12 protein-coding genes and 1 pseudogene are annotated in these 17939 nt (G+C 36.2%); 5 read left to right on the top strand and 8 right to left on the bottom strand.

Going from position 1 to position 17939, the window contains the following annotated elements:
* Window positions 1-57: 57 nt before the first annotated feature.
* The 7 genes and pseudogenes from AMQ68_RS25890 to AMQ68_RS02355 form a co-directional block, all read right to left on the bottom strand.
* Complete coding sequence (locus AMQ68_RS25890) at window positions 58-828, bottom strand: MATE family efflux transporter (protein ID WP_369678617.1); 771 nt, start codon at window positions 826-828, stop codon at window positions 58-60.
* Window positions 808-1394 (bottom strand): annotated as a pseudogene (locus AMQ68_RS25485) (MATE family efflux transporter); the annotation flags it as partial. The gene AMQ68_RS25890 and the pseudogene AMQ68_RS25485, both read right to left, overlap by 21 nt.
* Window positions 1370-2683, bottom strand: a complete 1314-nt coding sequence (locus AMQ68_RS02335) for a lysine N(6)-hydroxylase/L-ornithine N(5)-oxygenase family protein (RefSeq protein ID WP_054509012.1) — start codon at window positions 2681-2683, stop codon at window positions 1370-1372. The gene AMQ68_RS02335 and the pseudogene AMQ68_RS25485, both read right to left, overlap by 25 nt.
* Window positions 2684-2925: 242 nt before the next feature.
* Window positions 2926-5346 carry a GNAT family N-acetyltransferase gene (locus tag AMQ68_RS02340; protein WP_054509013.1) on the bottom strand — a complete coding sequence of 807 codons (2421 nt, stop codon included), beginning with the start codon at window positions 5344-5346 and terminating at the stop codon, window positions 2926-2928.
* On the bottom strand, window positions 5324-6841 hold the full coding sequence (locus AMQ68_RS02345; protein WP_054509014.1) for an aspartate aminotransferase family protein: 1518 nt from the start codon (window positions 6839-6841) through the stop codon (window positions 5324-5326). Before AMQ68_RS02345 ends, AMQ68_RS02340 begins: the two co-directional genes overlap by 23 nt.
* A 217-nt stretch (window positions 6842-7058) precedes the next feature.
* Window positions 7059-9290, bottom strand: coding sequence for a TonB-dependent receptor (locus AMQ68_RS02350; RefSeq protein WP_054509015.1), 2232 nt, complete (start codon window positions 9288-9290; stop codon window positions 7059-7061).
* A gap of 291 nt (window positions 9291-9581) precedes the next feature.
* On the bottom strand, window positions 9582-11069 hold the full coding sequence (locus AMQ68_RS02355) for a PLP-dependent aminotransferase family protein (protein ID WP_054509016.1): 1488 nt from the start codon (window positions 11067-11069) through the stop codon (window positions 9582-9584).
* A gap of 67 nt (window positions 11070-11136) precedes the next feature.
* Between AMQ68_RS02355 and AMQ68_RS02360 the strand changes: the two genes are divergently transcribed.
* The 5 genes from AMQ68_RS02360 to bioA all read left to right on the top strand — a co-directional run bounded on the left by AMQ68_RS02360 (window position 11137) and on the right by bioA (window position 16038).
* Window positions 11137-11763, top strand: a complete 627-nt coding sequence (locus tag AMQ68_RS02360; protein WP_054509017.1) for a hypothetical protein — start codon at window positions 11137-11139, stop codon at window positions 11761-11763.
* Window positions 11753-12853, top strand: a complete 1101-nt coding sequence (locus AMQ68_RS02365) for an aminotransferase class I/II-fold pyridoxal phosphate-dependent enzyme (protein ID WP_054509018.1) — start codon at window positions 11753-11755, stop codon at window positions 12851-12853. Before AMQ68_RS02360 ends, AMQ68_RS02365 begins: the two co-directional genes overlap by 11 nt.
* A 117-nt stretch (window positions 12854-12970) precedes the next feature.
* Entirely contained in the window at window positions 12971-13618 is a 648-nt protein-coding gene (bioD, locus tag AMQ68_RS02370) for a dethiobiotin synthase (RefSeq protein WP_054509994.1), read from the top strand.
* Window positions 13618-14637 (top strand): biotin synthase BioB, encoded by a 1020-nt coding sequence (bioB, locus tag AMQ68_RS02375; protein WP_054509019.1) that lies wholly within the window; start codon window positions 13618-13620, stop codon window positions 14635-14637. The genes bioD and bioB overlap by 1 nt, the downstream gene beginning before the upstream one ends.
* Window positions 14638-14745: 108 nt before the next feature.
* Window positions 14746-16038, top strand: a complete 1293-nt coding sequence (bioA, locus tag AMQ68_RS02380) for an adenosylmethionine--8-amino-7-oxononanoate transaminase (RefSeq protein WP_054509020.1) — start codon at window positions 14746-14748, stop codon at window positions 16036-16038.
* A 184-nt stretch (window positions 16039-16222) separates the two neighbouring features.
* Here the strand turns inward: bioA and AMQ68_RS02385 are convergent, their stop codons facing one another.
* Window positions 16223-17881, bottom strand: a complete 1659-nt coding sequence (locus AMQ68_RS02385; RefSeq protein ID WP_054509021.1) for a hypothetical protein — start codon at window positions 17879-17881, stop codon at window positions 16223-16225.
* Window positions 17882-17939: the final 58 nt, after the last annotated feature.

Raw genomic sequence — 17939 nt, forward strand, 5'->3', positions numbered from 1 at the left:
GATTTAATATTCAAAAATCTAACCAATCACTTTAAGAATGTATGGAAATTAAAATTTTTAAGCCTTTTTCAATTTTAGCTTATAATTATTCAGTAAAAAGAAAGTGACAATTCCGACTGTTAATTCAATCAAAGCACTTCCCCAATAGATGCTTTTAACCCCGAAATAATAGGGTAAAATCAACATCAGCGGAATATATAATATCAATTGGCGTAAAAATACCAGAAAGCTTGCTTTTTTACTGTCATTTACTGCAGGATAGTAGGATAGTGCCAACACGGTAATCGGCAATAAAGGAAGTATGGAGAAAAATAACCTGAAATCATTCATTTGATTATCGCTCACTGTATATCCCGGAAGCATTAAGCCAATTAATTGTTTCGGAAAAATAAGGGCGATCAAAAAGAAAGGCAACAATATCGCAATCCCGGCTACAATATAGGTTTTCAGAAATTTACGCGCTCTTTCAAATTGTCCGGCTCCAAAATTAATTCCAACCACTGGCTGTAAGCCTCGCATTAATCCAAATAAAGGGGTTAATAAAAACAGGAAAAATCGATTCAAAACGGTAAAAAATGAGATGTCATTTTCTGTTCCGTATCTGGCAATAGCGTTGAAAATAATAATGCTTTGAACCACACCCATTACCGATAAAATCATTTCGGGAAGTCCTAATTTCAATATTTTTTTTCCAATTGTTTGATCAAATAAAATTGATTTCCAATTGGTTGTAAAAGAACTTTTTCCTTTAGCGTAATAATAAAATCCAAGGAGAGAATAGATCAACATTCCGCAGTTCGTTGCCCAAGCTGCCCCTGAAACACCCATTCCGAATGTGGAAATGAAAATTGGTTTTAAAATAATATCAATCACCAAACCGACTGCAATCATACCGGCAGCGGTTTTCATTTTTCCTTCTGCACGAATCAACATGTTTAAGGCTAACCCATAAATCCAGAAAATAGTTCCGATTAATGTTACTCTAAAATATTCTACTGCAATGGTTTGTAATTCTCCTTTTGCACCCATCATCGCCATTAATTCGTGGGCAAAAATATAAGATGGAACCGTACAAAGTATAGAGAAAAAATACATAGAAAGTTGAAACTTCCAAATAAATTATACAGTTTATCCTGCCTATTTTCTCCAATCCACATACTTACTGCAGCTCCAGCTCCTGTTCCTACTAATCGCCCAAATCCGAGAACAATTTGAGATAATGGAAAGGCCATTCCGACTGCCGCAAGAGCTTTTGTATTAATTAAATACCCCACAAAAATGGCATCCAGGAAATTATTGATTCCGTATAAAACAATCGCCGCAACAGCAGGCCATGAGGTTTCCCACATGACCTTTTTGAGATCACCTTTTAAGATGAATGTTTTGCGGTCCATGCTTTTGTTGTGTTGAATTGTTGAAAGGCAATTCGCTTTTCTACTGTATAAATTTCTTTTCCGGCAATCGCATTGATGATGATGGCATTTCGGTACGCGCCCATTCCTAAATCCGGCGTTACAAAACCGTGGGTATGAAGTTCTGCATTTTGCACGAAAATATTTTCTGCGCTGTCGATGGTGTATTCACGACTTACATCAAACAATCCTTCTTCATTTCTTTGGATCTGATTTTTAATTCCTTGTAAGAATTTTGGTTCCTTATATTTGTACCCCGTCGCCAAAATAACATAATCTGAGATATTGGTAAACGTAATATCATCTTGAATGTGCGTGAAATTCAGAACATAAGAATTGCCTTCAGGAGAAATGTTATCCAATTGACAACTTGGTTTCAAATCTACATGCAGAGGCACATTTCCCACGCTCATTTCGTATAATGTATCAAAAATATCGTTGATCAACTCGAAATTAATTCCTTTATAAAGTGGCGGTTGTTTTGCCAATACATTTTGTCTTTGAGAAGGTGGCATGTTATAGAAATGATCTACATATTCGGGAGAAGTTAATTCCAGTGTCAGTTTTGAATATTCCATCGGGAAAAAACGGTCTGGTCTCGTGAACCAACTCATGTGTAAATTCTCATTTGTTTCTGGAAGAAGATCCTGGAAAATCTCAGCTGCACTTTGTCCGGAGCCAATAATAGAAACTGATTTTGCATTCAGAATATGATCTTTATGCTTCAAATATTCTGATGTATGAATAACATTAGGATAATTTTTACCCTCCATAAATTCAGGCAATCTTGGCTGAGTTCCCGTTCCTAAAGCCAGTTTTTTAGTGTAATATTTTTTAACATCATTATTTTTTAAATCCAACACTTCAACGGTATAGATTTGTTGAGATTCTTCAAAACTGATGTTTTCAACTTTTTTCCCGAACAGGCAATTCGGCAATTGGTTCGCTGCCCACTGGCAATACAGATTGTATTCTTTTCTTAAAATGAAAAAATCTTCTCTGATATAAAATTTATATAAACGGTCGGTTTCCTTTAAAAAATTCAGGAAGCTGTATTTGCTTTTCGGGTCTGCCATTGTTACCAAATCTGCCATAAAAGGAACTTGTAACGTAGCATTATCAAGCATCAAACCCGGATGCCAATCAAAGCCTTCTGCCTGATCTAAAAAAAGCGAATCGATGGATTCTACAGGCTCTAAAAGTGCTGCTAAGCCAAGGTTGAAAGGACCAATTCCGATCCCGATGATGTCGTATATTTTGTTGTTTTCCAATGTTTTTATTTTTTGAAATTTGAATTATTTAAACTTTTATTTTAACCACAAAAGTTTCAAAAGATTAGTACATTAATTATTTAAGTTGATCATAAACTGTCAACAAGAACACATAAGTTTTAAAAATCAAAGATTTTTATTCTTTGTCAAACTTTTGTTTTCTAAATAGTTAGCTTTAAATGATTCAATGTGAGCTTTTGTATCTTTTGTGGTTAAATTTTTAATTAGCTTGAAAAATTATTTTAAATACTTTTCGCTTCCAATCTGCTTTCAGGGCATTTCTCCCAATATCCTTCACGGGTACAGAAAGTCAAGTACGCAGTTTTGTGAGGCATTTCGATAATTCCTTCACGGGTGTAACCTAATTTAGTAATGATTCTATCAGTCGGAACCGCATCTACAGACGCTTCGCCAATACATTTCCCTACCTCAGGAAGCATGAAAATATAATCTAAAGCTACTTGGAAAGATTGGAAAGAGAATTTCTTGTCTTTCTGCGTTTCAGCAGCAAAAAAGTGCGTTCCGTAATCAGTCGGAAGCGCGTCGTAATAAGCTCCCACAACATCTCTCATCGGCCAATAAGGCTCAAAACTAAACTGGGCGACACCGTTTACTTCTCCAATAAAACTGTGTTGTTCGTCACTCGGAAGAATGGTTCTGAACCAAAGTTCCAAGTCCCTTTTCGGGCCATCCATTTTCCAGAAAGGTTTTGCGTGTTCCCTATTGAACCATTCGTGAATCATTCCAAAATCATTATCAATGTCGAAAGGTCTTATGCTAATGTGTACGTTATCATCTTCAAAATACCTTGAATAAACCGTTTCTGTAGATTCTGGTTTGATTAATTTATTTGAAAAAAAGTATTTATTTAAAGGATTCGGAGTATCCAGGAAAACGGCAGGATATTCTAGATTTTCGTCTGCTTCATTAATATTTTGAAGGCTTGTGATTAAATTTCCTTTCGTGTACCAATTTCTTTTGTTGATGATGTAATCTACTAACCCTGTTTCATCTTCATTTTCAAGCTCTTTAAATGCTTTATAAACTAAATTAATGAGTTTTCTTTCGTTGGCTAATCCGCTGCATCCTAAAGCGTTAACAACGCCTAAAATATTATTCGTTACCAAATAATAGGTGTATTTTGGAGCCAATGATTCTTCATCAATAATCGACTGGCTTTCATCTGCAATTCCAGGAAGCGCATTGGAAACCAAGTCTTTTCTGCCTTCTCTAAAGAAAAATCCCTGATTGTCTCTGAAATAAATTTTCCCCGGAAAACCTTTTTTATCAAGCTCAATCATTACGTTTTGCTGATGGAATTCACAAGCCAATCCGTAGGTATTCAAAATCCCAACGATGGGCCTTACACAAATATGAAGATATTGTTTAAACCAATCTAAAGCGACCTGTTCAACTGGTACATCAAGGTTTTTAGCTGTATTTTCGATGATATTTTGAAGCCTTGAAGGTTGTCCAAAAATTCCGTCCTGACACAGCGCTGCTAAAAGCGTTACATTTTTAGTCTTATTTTCCCCTTGGAAAGGGTTTCTTCTGATACTGATATTGAAACCGTTGATGATTTTATCATTGAATGTAACCGCAATAAAAGCAGGATCCACCATAAAATCAATCTCTGGGAAATCTCTCTGTAAATTTTTTCCCCAATCTGTTTTTAATAACTGACTGATGTCGTGACCACGGTGCAATTCAGGATATAAATTGATTCGTTCTGAGTTGGTAATTTTCACATGAAGAGAAAATTTATACATCCATTTGCTGTTTTCGCTGTAAACTGTTCTTACAGATGAAGTAGGAGTGAAGGACTCTCCATAATGACCTAACGCAAACAAAATCCCTTGCTCCTGCATGATTTGAACATCTTCCTGAACCAATAAATACTCAGCTTCCCAAGGATGCATCGGAACAATTTGATAATCTGGAAATCGATCCCATAATTTTTTATGCTCAGGATTTAAAAAAGGGTATATTTTTTCGCCTAATTCTTTGGTGACAGGCGTTCCATCCGCATTTTTTTCAATGATGTTTTCAGGGTTAATTAAAAAATAAAATAACTGAAATTGCCCGGAAGTTTCAGGTGAATATTTTAATAAATCTTCTTGATTAAATCCTTGTTTTGATTTGGGAACCGGATGTAAAATATGTCCTAAAACAAGTGATTGCTCAGCCTCAATAAAAGACATTTCCAGATCATTCACCGACTTATTATTTTCAACCAGATAATCTAAATAAGTAGTCAAATTTTCAATACTATTGTTCAATCTTTTTAAGACTGTTGAAGCATCGATATTGGGATACAGTCCTTTGGAATATTCTGCAGTCATGGTCATAAAACCATAAATGTCCACTTCAGAAACTTCATCGGTATCAATAACTCTCCTTATTACAGGAAAGTCAAAAAGATGTCTTCCTGTTTCTGAAAAATAGTTTACCGGAACGTATACATCACATCCAATGGAAGAAAAATCGATTCTGATATGTAAATCAGTTGGTGTTTTTTTCAAATGTTTGGCAATGGCTTCATCATACTTTGGAATTCCCAAATAACGGCTCCAGTTTGTAAATTCTCTCATATAACAATTGATGAGAGCCGTGTAGTTGATCTGTTCTGCGTAGTCTTGATTAGTTAACTTCAATGTATTCATTTCCGTGTTTTTTTATGGTGTTTAATATTGATTTGATGTCTTCAACCGTGGTTAAAGGATTTAGAATGGTGAATTTTAAATAAAACTGCCCGTTGACTTTAGTTCCTGCAACAAGGGCATTTCCGTTTTTATAGAGTTGTGATTTAATATAGGTATTAATCCTGTTCAGATCAAAAGTTTTAAAAGGATCTGCCGAATAACGGAAGACCAAAGCAGAGAGATCCGAGCGGTTTAATAATTCAAAATTCTGATCATTTTCTAATAGAATTGCTGCTTCTTTTGCGGTGTATATAATTCTCTCAATATAACCTCCCAAGCCTTTTTTACCGATGATCCTAAGGGTAAACCAAAGTTTTAGCGCGTCAAAACGTCTTGTGGTTTGTATTGATTTATTAACCTGATTAGGAATTTCATTTTCATCATGATCTTTTGGATTTAAATAATCGGCGTAATGGGTAATCAGTCCGAAATATTTTTTATCTCTCACGATAAATCCGCTGCTGCTTACAGGCTGAAAGAACGATTTGTGATAATCTACGGTCACAGAATCAGCGTCTTCAATTCCCTTAATTAAGTGCCGGTATTTGTCTGTCAACAACAAAGCACATCCGTAAGCGGCATCTACATGAAACCAAAGATTGTATTTCTTTGCAATTCCTGCAATATTAATCATTGGATCAACATTTCCAAAATCTGTGGTTCCTGCCGTTGCAACAACTGCAATCGGGATATTTCCGCTTTCAATTTCTTTTCTAACGGCATCTTCCAACAACACGCTGTTCATTCTGAAAGAGCGGTCGGTTTTAATTTTAACAACAGCCTGCTCGCCCAATCCTAAAATTGAGGCACTTTTCTGAATGCTAAAATGGGCTGCATCTGAAACAAAAATCCTGAAACGATGCGCGTCTTTTGATAATCCATCTTTTTTGATGTTGTGGTTTAAATATTTCAGAGAATAATGATCTCTTGCCAACAGCATTCCCATCAGATTGCTTTGAGAACCTCCGCTGGTGAAAATCCCGTCTGATAGATTGTCAAAACCTATTTCATTGGAAGTCCATTCAATGAGTTTCTGCTCAATTAATGTTCCGCCTGCACTTTGATCCCAGGTATCAAGTGAAGAGTTGATAGAACTGATCAACATTTCTGCTGCAATTGCAGGAATGACAATCGGACAATTAAGATGGGCAACATATTTAGGATGATGAAAGGCAATTGCATGTTGGGTATACAATTCTTTAACTTCCTCAAAAACCTCTTCATAGGTATGCGAAGGATCGTTAAGATTAATATTTTCAAACTGTTTTCTCAGTTCTCGTGGAGAAATTCCACTGAAAGGTTTGTGGGTGTCTTCCAAAAATGAAATGACACTTTCCTGCGCTTTGTTGACTGCTTTTTGATATTCATGAATGTTGATATCACAAAATAAGCTCTCCAGATTTGGGAAAAGACTTTCCTTTTCCGAAACCAATTTTTCGGTAATCACTGTGTTCATAGAAGTTCTGGATTGGTTGTTTCTTTTTTACTATTAAATTTTAGAGTAAACCATTAAGATTTTCTTTAAGGCGTTAAAAACGTTAAGTAGACTCTTCATTACACTTTACTTTATTCTGGTATCGCGTTTGTCATTTCGATGATAGAAAAATCTACTTAACTGTCAAAAAATTAAATCTTAATGGTTTAAAATATTCATCTAAATTTGAATTAAATGATTAATACGTTATCGTGTATCCTACAGAAAATGTAATTCCTCGCCCTTGGTATGCAAAGGCCTTTTGAGGCGCTCCGTAGAAAAATACAGAACGCTGTCCCCAAATGGTGGTGTATTGTTTATTGAAAATATTCTGAACGCCAAAGTTGATGGTTCCTTTGTTTAGTTTTACATCTCCAATAAAATCGAATAGGGTGTATCCCTTGATTTTCATATCTGCTAAATCGGTATAATTCATAGAATTCTGCATTTGTAGTCTTACAGAAAATCTCTTAGCATTCCAACCTGTGAAAGCCATAAATTTCGATGGATTGGTTGTATAAACAGACTGATTCTGCCAGCCTTTATCAACGGTTTCTGTTTCAGATTGCATCAATAAAATGTTACCTCCCAATTCCAATCCTTCGGCAAAACGATAGCCTAAAGCGCCTTCAAAACCGTAGTTTCTCAATTTCTGGTCAAGTAAAGAAATTGTAAAAGTGGCATTGTCTATTTTCAATGTTTTGTTGGAAAGGGCGTAGAAAAATGATCCCTGCCCATAGAATCCGGCTTCAGAAGTTCTGTTATGTCTGAAACCTAATTCCATCTGATCGGTTTTTATTCCGCTTAAGGGCTGTTCTGCAATGTTGATGCTGTTGAGTACGTTCCAACGGTTGTTATTCAACTGATATTTTCCAAAACCATAAGATTTTGCAGCATCAGGAACGGCAAATCCTTGAGAAAAACTCAACCAAGCCTGCCAAGCAGGATTAAATTTATATAGTAAACTTCCGTTAAGCAAGGTTACATCGTAGTTGTTTTTACCGCCTTTCACCACATCTGCAGAATTTCCATATCCGAAATGCATGTATACCTGCTCCTTGAATCCAACAAAATCATCCAATTTCACATTAATGAATTGCTGTCTTACCCCTCCGGAAAGGGTTAGTTTTTTAGTAATATTCCAATCTGCCTGGATAAAACCTGCCAATGTAAATATTTTGGTATCGGGATATCTTCCGACAAAAGTATCTGTTTTGTTAATTAATCCTCCCGACTCACTGCTTTTTTGAGGATTGAATATCGCCTGATCTCCTGTGAAATTTTCAAAATCAGTATCTACGCCGTAGGTGAAGTTGAATGAATCCCATTTTTTAGACAACACGACTTTCGCACCGTACACATCTGTATTCCCTCTTGCTGAAGACAAAAATACAGGAAGTATAACGCCGGCCGGAGGTTTAGGAACTTCCGCAAAAGAAGCCCCGAAATCTACTTCTTCTCGTCTCGCATACGCCTGTAGAATTAAATTCTGACCACCTAAAATATTACGATGGTTATATTGTAAGTTGGCCATAAAACGCTCTGTTCTTGGAACAATATCAGAATCTGCTCCGCCTAAAACATTGATGAGATCAGGGTTTTTAGTAGTAAATCCAACGAAATTGGGTCCAAAAGAAAGCCATTTTTTATTTCTAACTTTGGAGTTATAATATTGTAAATCTAAGCTCAAATCCTGATCAGTACTTAATTTTGCACTAATTCCTCCTAAAATGTCGATCGATCTGTTGTATTGAAAATCAGCCTGCTTAACATCCGTTATAATCTGATTTCCGCTCGCATCAAAAGCGCCTTCATTTTGCGTAAAGGCAGCGCCTAATCTGAATTTTATTTTATCATTTCCCCCTGAAACAGACTGAGCAATTCTTTTATCGAGATCATCTTTATGAAATCCTGATTTCAAACCAACAGAAGTTTCAAAAGCCAGTTGATTAGACGTTGGTTTCTTGGTAATGATATTAATAATTCCTCCCGTAGAATCACCTCCGTAGATGGCAGAAGCTCCGGAAAGCACTTCAATTCTTTCGATGTTAAAAGGATCTATGGCATCAAATTGTCGGCTTGTAGCTCTTGTGCTGTTTAGGGAAACACCGTTAAGCAAAACAAGAACATTTCTGCCCCGCATGTTTTGGGCATAATTGGTTCTTCCCTGATTTCCAAAATCAAACCCGGGAATCATATTTCCCAATACTTCCTTTAGACCGGCACCGCCTCTAATCTGGGTTTGAAGCTCTTTATCACTAATCACCCAAACCGTTCCCGGAATATCACTGATCTGCTTTGGAGAACGTGATGAGACCATAATAATTTCATTGATGTCTGTTGTGTTTAGACTGTCCTGCTTACTCTGAGCAGAAGTATTTGTGGCTATAGCTGCCAACAAGAATATAGAAAGCGCGTATTGCTTTTTCATTTATTTAGAATAATTAAAAATAAGATGACAAATATAAATGAATATTTTAAGAATAATCAAAATGATATTTATCATATAATTCAAGCTAAAGTGAATGGGTTACTAATTAACCTAGAATTAATAGCATGTGCAACCGATAAATCAGCTTAGATGATTAATATAATCTTGTCTCAAAATGAGAAATACTAAATTTAATTTAAATGAAAAATTAATAAATATGTAATATTGAATGATGAATTTTAGATCATAACACCTCATTGAGTCGTTTATGAGAATCCCCAAAACTGAACGTTAGGTGAGATGTTTTACACTTTCCGAAAAAATTTCAATGCTTTTATCCATTTCAACGAAATTTAAACTTCCGAATCCTAGCCTCATAGCGGTTATGTTTTTATTCTGATACAGTAATGTTTTGGGAATGAATAAATTATTCTGGGCGCAATGTCTGCTAAGTTGCATCAGGTTGATTGGAATATTCCATTCTGCCCAGATCGCCAAACCACCTGAAGGCTTCTGAAAACGGATAGCATTTCCTAAATGTTTGTCTAATAGTTCCGCGAAATGATCTCGCCTTTCCTGATAGACTTTCAATGATTTTTTTAAATACCGATTGATTTCTCCTTCCGCAATCATTTCTCCAAGGACTCGTTCCATTAAAACATCTCCCTGTCTGTCGATAATTCCGAGATATTTTCGCATTTCTATCATTAAATTTTCGGGCGCTACAATAAATCCTGTACGAAATCCCGGAGCAAGAGATTTCCCGAAAGAACCAATGTAAATCACCATTCCGTTCGTATCTGCACTAGACAGTGGGAGAATAGGACTTTTATCATAATGGAATTCATAATCGTAATCGTCTTCAAGAATGATGAAACCATATTCGTTGGCTAAATTAAGAAGCTCCAATCTCCGTTTTGCACTCAACGCAACGGTGGTAGGATAGTGGTGATGGGGTGTAAGATACAGCATTCTGATCTTTTGTTTCTTACAGGCTTCTCTTACGCTTTCTACCATAATCCCTTCTTCATCAATCGGAATAGAAACAATCTCTACTCCTGCTTTCTGAAAGATCATATTCACCGAAAAGTAACTTAAAGCGCCTACCAAAACGGTATCTCCTTGGGATAATAATATTTCAGAAACAATGTAAATACTCATTTCTGTGCTTCTTGTAATGAGAAGATTATTCTTAGAAATGGGTAATCCTCGTGATAAATTGAGATAATGAGAAAGGTTTTTCTTGAAAAATTCACTTCCATCATGGTTGTAATGTCCCAACATTTTCTGCTGAGACTTTCGCTTTAGAATAGAACTGTAAAATTTAGAATGTTGATCAATCTGAGTTAATCTGATATCCGGAACGCCATCATTGAAAACATACTCACAAGTGGAATGCTCAAAAGGATTATCTAAAATATTCGACGTTTTAAATGAAAAACCTGTCGATTTTGGATAGTTTTCAAGATGATTCTTCTCAAAAGTCTTAATTTCTAATGGTTTTTCCTGATTCTTTCCAATAACAAAAGTTCCTTTATTCGGAAGGCTTTCTACCCAACCTTGGGCAAATAATTCGTCATACACGGCAACAATGGTATTACGGTGCACTTCCAATACCTGGCTTAAAGCTCTGGTTCCCGGGAGTTTGGTTCCAAAGGGAATATAGCCTCTCTGTATCGCATTGATCAACTGATTGGCAATTTGCATGTAGATAGAAGTTTCAGACTTTCTATCAATTTTCACAAAACTTTTATAAGGAATTTCAACCGGACTATCCATAATATAAAAACTGGTACCGTTCAACCATCCGGCAATATACTACATTTGAACCATAAAATAAAAATCTATGGAATTCTACAATCTACTCGAAAGAATGGTGCAGGATAATGAGACCCATGCCAAATGGCTCAACACACTTTCTTTTATGGAAAATGCCGGAGCAAGAAAAATATCTGCTTGTGAGCATCCTACCAAAGTGAGTTTAATACAACTAAAACATGCTGCTGAAGAGCATCGCCATGCGTATTACTTAAAAAAACAAATTGGTAAGCTAGATCCTGATTTTTGTAAAACGTATGACAACACGGAACTTTTGGCTCCAATTGCAACTCGTCAATATCTTCATTCTTTAGATGTTAAGGCTTGCCGATATATCCAGAAAGCCTTTCAATTAAAAAAAGAAGAGCTAAAATATGCTGCTTATCTTTTTGTGACCTATGCCATTGAAGTTCGTGCCGATGAATTATATCCTGTTTATCAAGATGTTCTTACCAAAGAATCTTCTAAAATTATGGTAAAATCAATTATCCTGGAAGAAGAAGGACATTTGGAAGAAATGATCAATCAACTGAACGAATTTGCAGAAGATTGGCAGACGCATGCTGATGTAATTTTAGAAATTGAGAAAGAGCTGCACGAGCAATGGATGAATGCAATAACTGAAGAAGTGTCGCTCCTTAATTATGCTTCATAATTTCCAAGAAGCTCTCGATAAAAGAAAAGAAACGGGAACGCTAAGAATTTTAAAACCAAGATCGGAAGGGATTGATTTTTATTCCAACGACTATTTGGGATTGGCGAGAAATAAGGAATTACAACAGATATTGCTTGAAAAGATCATTGCAAATCCTCATTTATTATCAGGAAGTACCGGATCAAGGCTTATCAGTGGAAATAGCTCTGAGGTAATTGAAACCGAAAATTTTATTGCGCGAGAACATCAATATCCTGCTGCTTTGCTTTTTTCATCGGGTTATAATGCTAATCTGGCTTTGTTTTCAACGCTTCCAACCCGCCATGATACGATTATTGTTGATGAGAAAATCCATCGGTCTGTGCATGATGCCTGCAAAATGTCACATGCAAAAAAGTTGAAATTTAAGCATAACGATGTTGAAGATTTAGAACAGGTTTTAAAAAAGCAAAACGGAAACTGTTATGTCGCTATAGAAAGTTTGTATTCGATGGATGGTGATGTGGCTCCCATTCAGGAAATCATTCAAATCGTAGAAAAATATAAAGCCAACTTAATTGTAGATGAAGCGCATGCTTTTGGTGTTTTTGGATATGGTTTGGTTGAGAAACATCAATTGCAAAATCGAGTTTTAGCAACCGTTATCACGTATGGAAAAGCACTTGGAGCTCATGGAGCTGCTATACTTTGTGAAGATGTTGTAAAATCTTATCTCATCAATTTTGCCTCTCCTTTTATCTATACAACTTCGGCTCAGAATGTACAGTGGATGACGATTAAAACCAGCTATGAATTTCTAAAATCGCATGAACATTTTTCTACTCAACTTCAGGAAAACATTACAATTTTCAGGAACCAAGGTTTAAAAACACCATCGGCAGAAAACAGTCCGATTCAAGCCCTGGTAATTCCTGATAATCAAAAATTAAAAACAGTACAGCAAAATTTATCAGACAATGGATTCCTAACGTACGCAGTGTATAGCCCAACCGTAAAAGAAGGAACGGAAAGAGTAAGAATTTGCTTACACAGCTTTAATACAGTAGAAGAAATCACTGGATTAACTAAAATTATTAAAGATTTTATTTAGAGTAATGATTGCTATTTAGTTTGTCATTCAGAACGAAACGTAGTGAAGAGAAGAATCTAAATAGATTTCTCCTTCGTCGAAATGACAAAAGAACCGCAAAGTGGAATATTTAAAATTATGAATTTAGAAATAGAAACAAAAAAAACAGAACAAAAACTCCTTTTCATAACCGGAATCGGAACAGAAATAGGAAAAACAGTTTGCTCGGCTATTTTAACAAAATATTTTAAAGCTGATTATTGGAAACCCTTACAATCCGGAGATTTGCATGCTACCGATAGTATGAAAATTAGAGATTGGGTAGGAGATGGTGTCATTTGTCATCCTGAGACCTATCGTTTACAATTGGCTGCATCACCGCATCAGTCGGCATTGGAGGAAGGGGTTTTGATTACAGTTAATGATTTTACCCTTCCCGAAACTCAGAATAATCTAATTGTAGAAGGAGCCGGAGGATTAATGGTTCCTCTTTCCGATAAAGAATTTATCATTGATTTAATTGAAAAACTACAGCTTCCCGTGGCTTTGGTCGTGAGGAATTATTTAGGATGCATCAATCATACTTTATTATCGATCATGGCTTTACAACAAAGAAATTTAAAACTGGAATATTTGATTCTCAATGGGAATTTCCCACCAGATACGGAAAGAGTAATCTGTAATTCTATTGAAGAAGAAACAAAAATCATCAGAATTACAGACATCGAAAATATAACAAAAGAAAATATAGAAAGGAGTACAAAACAATTAACAAATTTAGGATAATGGATAGAAAAACAGAAATTAGAAATAATTGGACTAAAGAACAAATAGAAGAAATTTATCATCAGCCTTTACTTGAATTAATTTATAAAGCAGCAACCGTTCACCGCGAATGGCACAACCCGGAAGAAATGCAAATGTCTACCTTATTATCCATTAAAACGGGTGGTTGTACGGAAGACTGTTCGTATTGCGGACAGGCTGCACGTTATCATACCAATATTAAAGTTCAGGCGTTGTTGCCTACAGAAACCGTAATTGAGCATGCCCAAAAGGCGAAAGACAATGGCTCTTCCCGTTTTTGTATGGCTGCAGCTTGGAGAGAAGTAAGAAATAACCGTGATTTTGATCGCGTGATTGATATGGTAAAAGGTGTTAATGATCTTGGACTTGAAGTGTGTTGTACGTTGGGAATGTTGACAGAAGATCAAGCCATTCGTTTGCAGGAAGCAGGTTTATACGCTTACAATCATAACCTTGATACTTCAGAACAGTATTATGAAGAGATTATTTCTACCAGAACTTTTGATAATAGAATCAACACCATCAATAACGTCAGAAAAGCAGGAATAACGGTTTGTTCAGGAGGTATTATTGGTCTTGGAGAAAGTCATAAAGACAGAATTTCGATGCTCTTAACCTTAGCCACCATGCCAAAACATCCTGAATCAGTTCCAATCAACGCATTAGCAAGAGTAGCAGGAACTCCTCTTGAAAATAATGAAAAAACAGATACATGGGAAATGGTAAGAATGATCGCAACCGCAAGAATTGTAATGCCTTCTTCGATGGTTCGTCTGAGCGCAGGAAGAATTGAAATGACAGAATTTGAGCAAGGCTGGTGTTTCATGGCTGGAGCTAATTCTATTTTTACAGGAGAAAGAGAAACCTTATTGGTAACGCCAAACCCGGGAGTTTCGGAAGACATGCAGATGTTGCAAACTTTAGGATTAAAGCCTATGAAAAGAGAAACAGAAAAAGTGATGGATCAATTTGAAACCTGGAAAACAAGCTTAGTTTAATTTTTAGAATTATGCATTGTGAATACTCAATTGTCAATATAAGCTTGGATAATTCACAATTCATTATTATCATTCACCAAATTACTCATTACCAATTATCCATTATTTATGAACTTACAAGAACGTGATAAGGCCGTCAACTGGCATCCTTATACCCAAATGAAAACGGCAAGTGACGCCATTCCTATCGTTAGAGGGAAAGGGGTACATCTTTATGATCACGAAGGAAAGCAATATATTGATGCTGTTTCTTCATGGTGGGTGACCTTGCATGGGCACGCGCATCCTTATATTGCACAGCGTGTTTCTGAACAGTTAAATACATTGGAACAAGTAATTTTTGCAGGTTTTACTCATGAGCCCGCGATACAACTTTCCGAAAATTTATTGCAATTGCTACCGAATAATCAGCAGAAAGTTTTTTACTCTGATAATGGCTCAACGGCGGTGGAAGTAGCATTGAAAATGTGTATTCAGTATTGCTATAATCATGGAAAAGAAAAGACTAAAATTTTAGCTTTTAAAAACGCCTACCACGGAGATACTTTTGGCGCCATGTCTGTGAGTGGAAGAAGTGTCTGGACAAAACCTTTCGGCGAAATGCTGTTTGAAGTGATCTTTATTGATACCCCCAATTCTGAAAATCTGGAAAGCATAAAAAATCAGATTAAAAATGTAGCCAATGAAATCGCATGTTTTATCTACGAGCCACTGATTCAAGGGGCTGCTGGAATGTTGATGTACGAAGCTAAGGATTTGGAGGAATTAATGAAATTTTGCAGAGAACAGGAAATTTTAATGGTTCAGGATGAAGTTTTTACCGGTTTTGGACGAACAGGAAAACTGTTTGCAGCAAATCACCTTTCAGAAAAGCCTGATATTATGTGTTTTTCAAAAGGGCTCACTGGCGGAACACTTCCCATGGGAATTACCACCTGTTCCAATGAAATTTACAATGCTTTTTTATCCGATGATAAATACAAGACGTTGTTTCATGGCCATTCTTTTACTGCCAATCCGTTGTCCTGTACAGCTGCTTTAGCGAGCATGGAATTGTTATTAAATGAAGAAACTCAACAGAATATTCAAAGAATTTCTGAACAGCATTTTCAGTTTTCAGCTATTTTAAAACAACATACAAACGTTGAAAATGTTCGTCAAACCGGAACAATTTTGGCTTGGGAATTTAAAACAGATCAGGGCACTTCTTATTTTAATGAAATAGGGAAGATGCTGTATGATGCTTTCCTATTGCGAGGAATCATTATGCGTCCCTTAGGAAATGTGATGTATTTGGTTCCGCCTTATTGTATTACGTCAGAGGAATTGGAATTTGTTTACCGTAGTATTTTAGAAGTTTTAGAAGAAACAATCCTTATCGCTGAAAAAGATAATCTATAGTTATTAAAAGTAGACATTCAATGTTCTGAGTGATCATTAAATTTGCATAATAAATAAACCTTCCGGTTGAGCTCATCAATACAACGGAAGGTTTATTATTTTTACTTGAAGGATATTGGATTTGAGCTACTTTATCAATCCAAGCTCTTTTTTACTGTATGTTCTTATTTAGAAAAAGAATCCTTTAAAAATCTTTCATAATAACATACCATCTACCTCCAAAAGTATTTGAAGCTAAAAGCATAACTCTTTTACCGGCAGGTATTGAAGTAATTGTACTTGCTTCAGTTACATACATTGAAGAGCCACATACTCCTACGTTACTGGTACCAGCAGCAATTATATTTATAGTTCTTCTTTCTTGTAAATTAGGATCAGGTAATTGTACATCACATCCGGAGCCTTTTGGAATAGAAACCCAAATTGTATAGTTAGGTGCATTAGTTCCATCTAAAGAATAAGTTCCATTATCTCTAGAGTTTACATTTACAAAAGGAAAACTTACCTTAGCAACATTCACCCTACCATCACTAGGATCAAACGGTACATCTTTCCAAATAGGCGACGCCCCAGTGCCACTTGATGAAAGAAACTGACCTGAAGTGCCGGCACTTCCCGCCGTAGAAGCATTACCTCCTACATTAAGCTCGTTGGTAACCTGTAAAGCGCCGTTTACATGCAATGTTTTTTGAGGCGTTGTAGTTCCAACACCTACTGTACCACTATTAACATCCGTAAGATACATCAACTCGTTAAGCCCTCTTCCAACACTAAAAGAAAGGTAGCGAGGTCCTGCTGCCGTTCCTCCAGAAACATCTCCAAAATTAATACGTGAAACAGGCCCAGAAAATCCTGACGAAGCTGATCTTATATTAATACCATAGTTATCTGCTCTATTACCGTAGCTAAAACCATCCTGCCCAATATTAATATCTATCGCATTCTTTGTCGTAGAAGTTGTTACCGCAGCATTTAAAGACTGGCTTCCTTGTACATCTAATTTTACTGAAGGAGAAGTGGTGCCAATACCTACTCTACCTGCATTAGCATCCGTAAGATACATCAGTTCATTAGGCGTTTGCCCTACACTGAAAGACATATAACGTGTACCAACAGCTGTTCCTGTGGAGGTGTCCCCAAAATTGATACGCGAAATAGGCCCAGGAAATCCTGATGAAGCCGACCTCATATTGATCCCATAATTGTCTGTACGGTTTCCATAGGTAAAGCCATCCTGACCAACATTAATATCTAATGCATTTTTTGTAGCAGCACCTGTTACAGCAGCGTTAAGAAACTGGCTCCCCTGTACCTCTAATTTCACAGAAGGAGCTGTGGTACCAATACCCACCCGATGATTAGTAGCATCTGCCGAAAATGTACCTCCATCTATTGAGAAGGCATTTACAGCTGTTCCAACAAAAGCTAAAGTCTTATTATCTTGTGTTACGAGCCTATTAGACTGAAGTGTACCATTGGTCGTATAGATATTCCCTAAAACATAAGGAGCATTACTAGGATTATATAATTTCACCCATACAAAGCCATCAAAATAATAATACCCCATAGAATCTATATTTACCGCAGTTCCTGAAGGAGTTCCCGTAGCAACACTATTTACATACAATAAGGTAGAAGCAGGAACGCCTACCATACTTTGAGCTCTTTCTCTGTCTACACGAGGGATAAGGACCCCATCTACAGTAGGAGAATTACCTGTCGTATTTTTAGCGGTAATATCTAGTGAGGCAGCGGGCAAAGGTGTATTAATACCTACCTGAGCGCTTGTTTCCGCATAAACAGCAGACAACGCAATAACAATTGAGAATGTTAATTTTTTCATATTTCTTAAGTTTTCTGGTATTTAGTTTATTGATACCATAAAATTACAACAATAAATG

Origin of the sequence: Chryseobacterium sp. ERMR1:04 (genome assembly GCF_001297705.1) — a bacterium.
Taxonomy (GTDB): Bacteria; Bacteroidota; Bacteroidia; order Flavobacteriales; family Weeksellaceae; genus Chryseobacterium.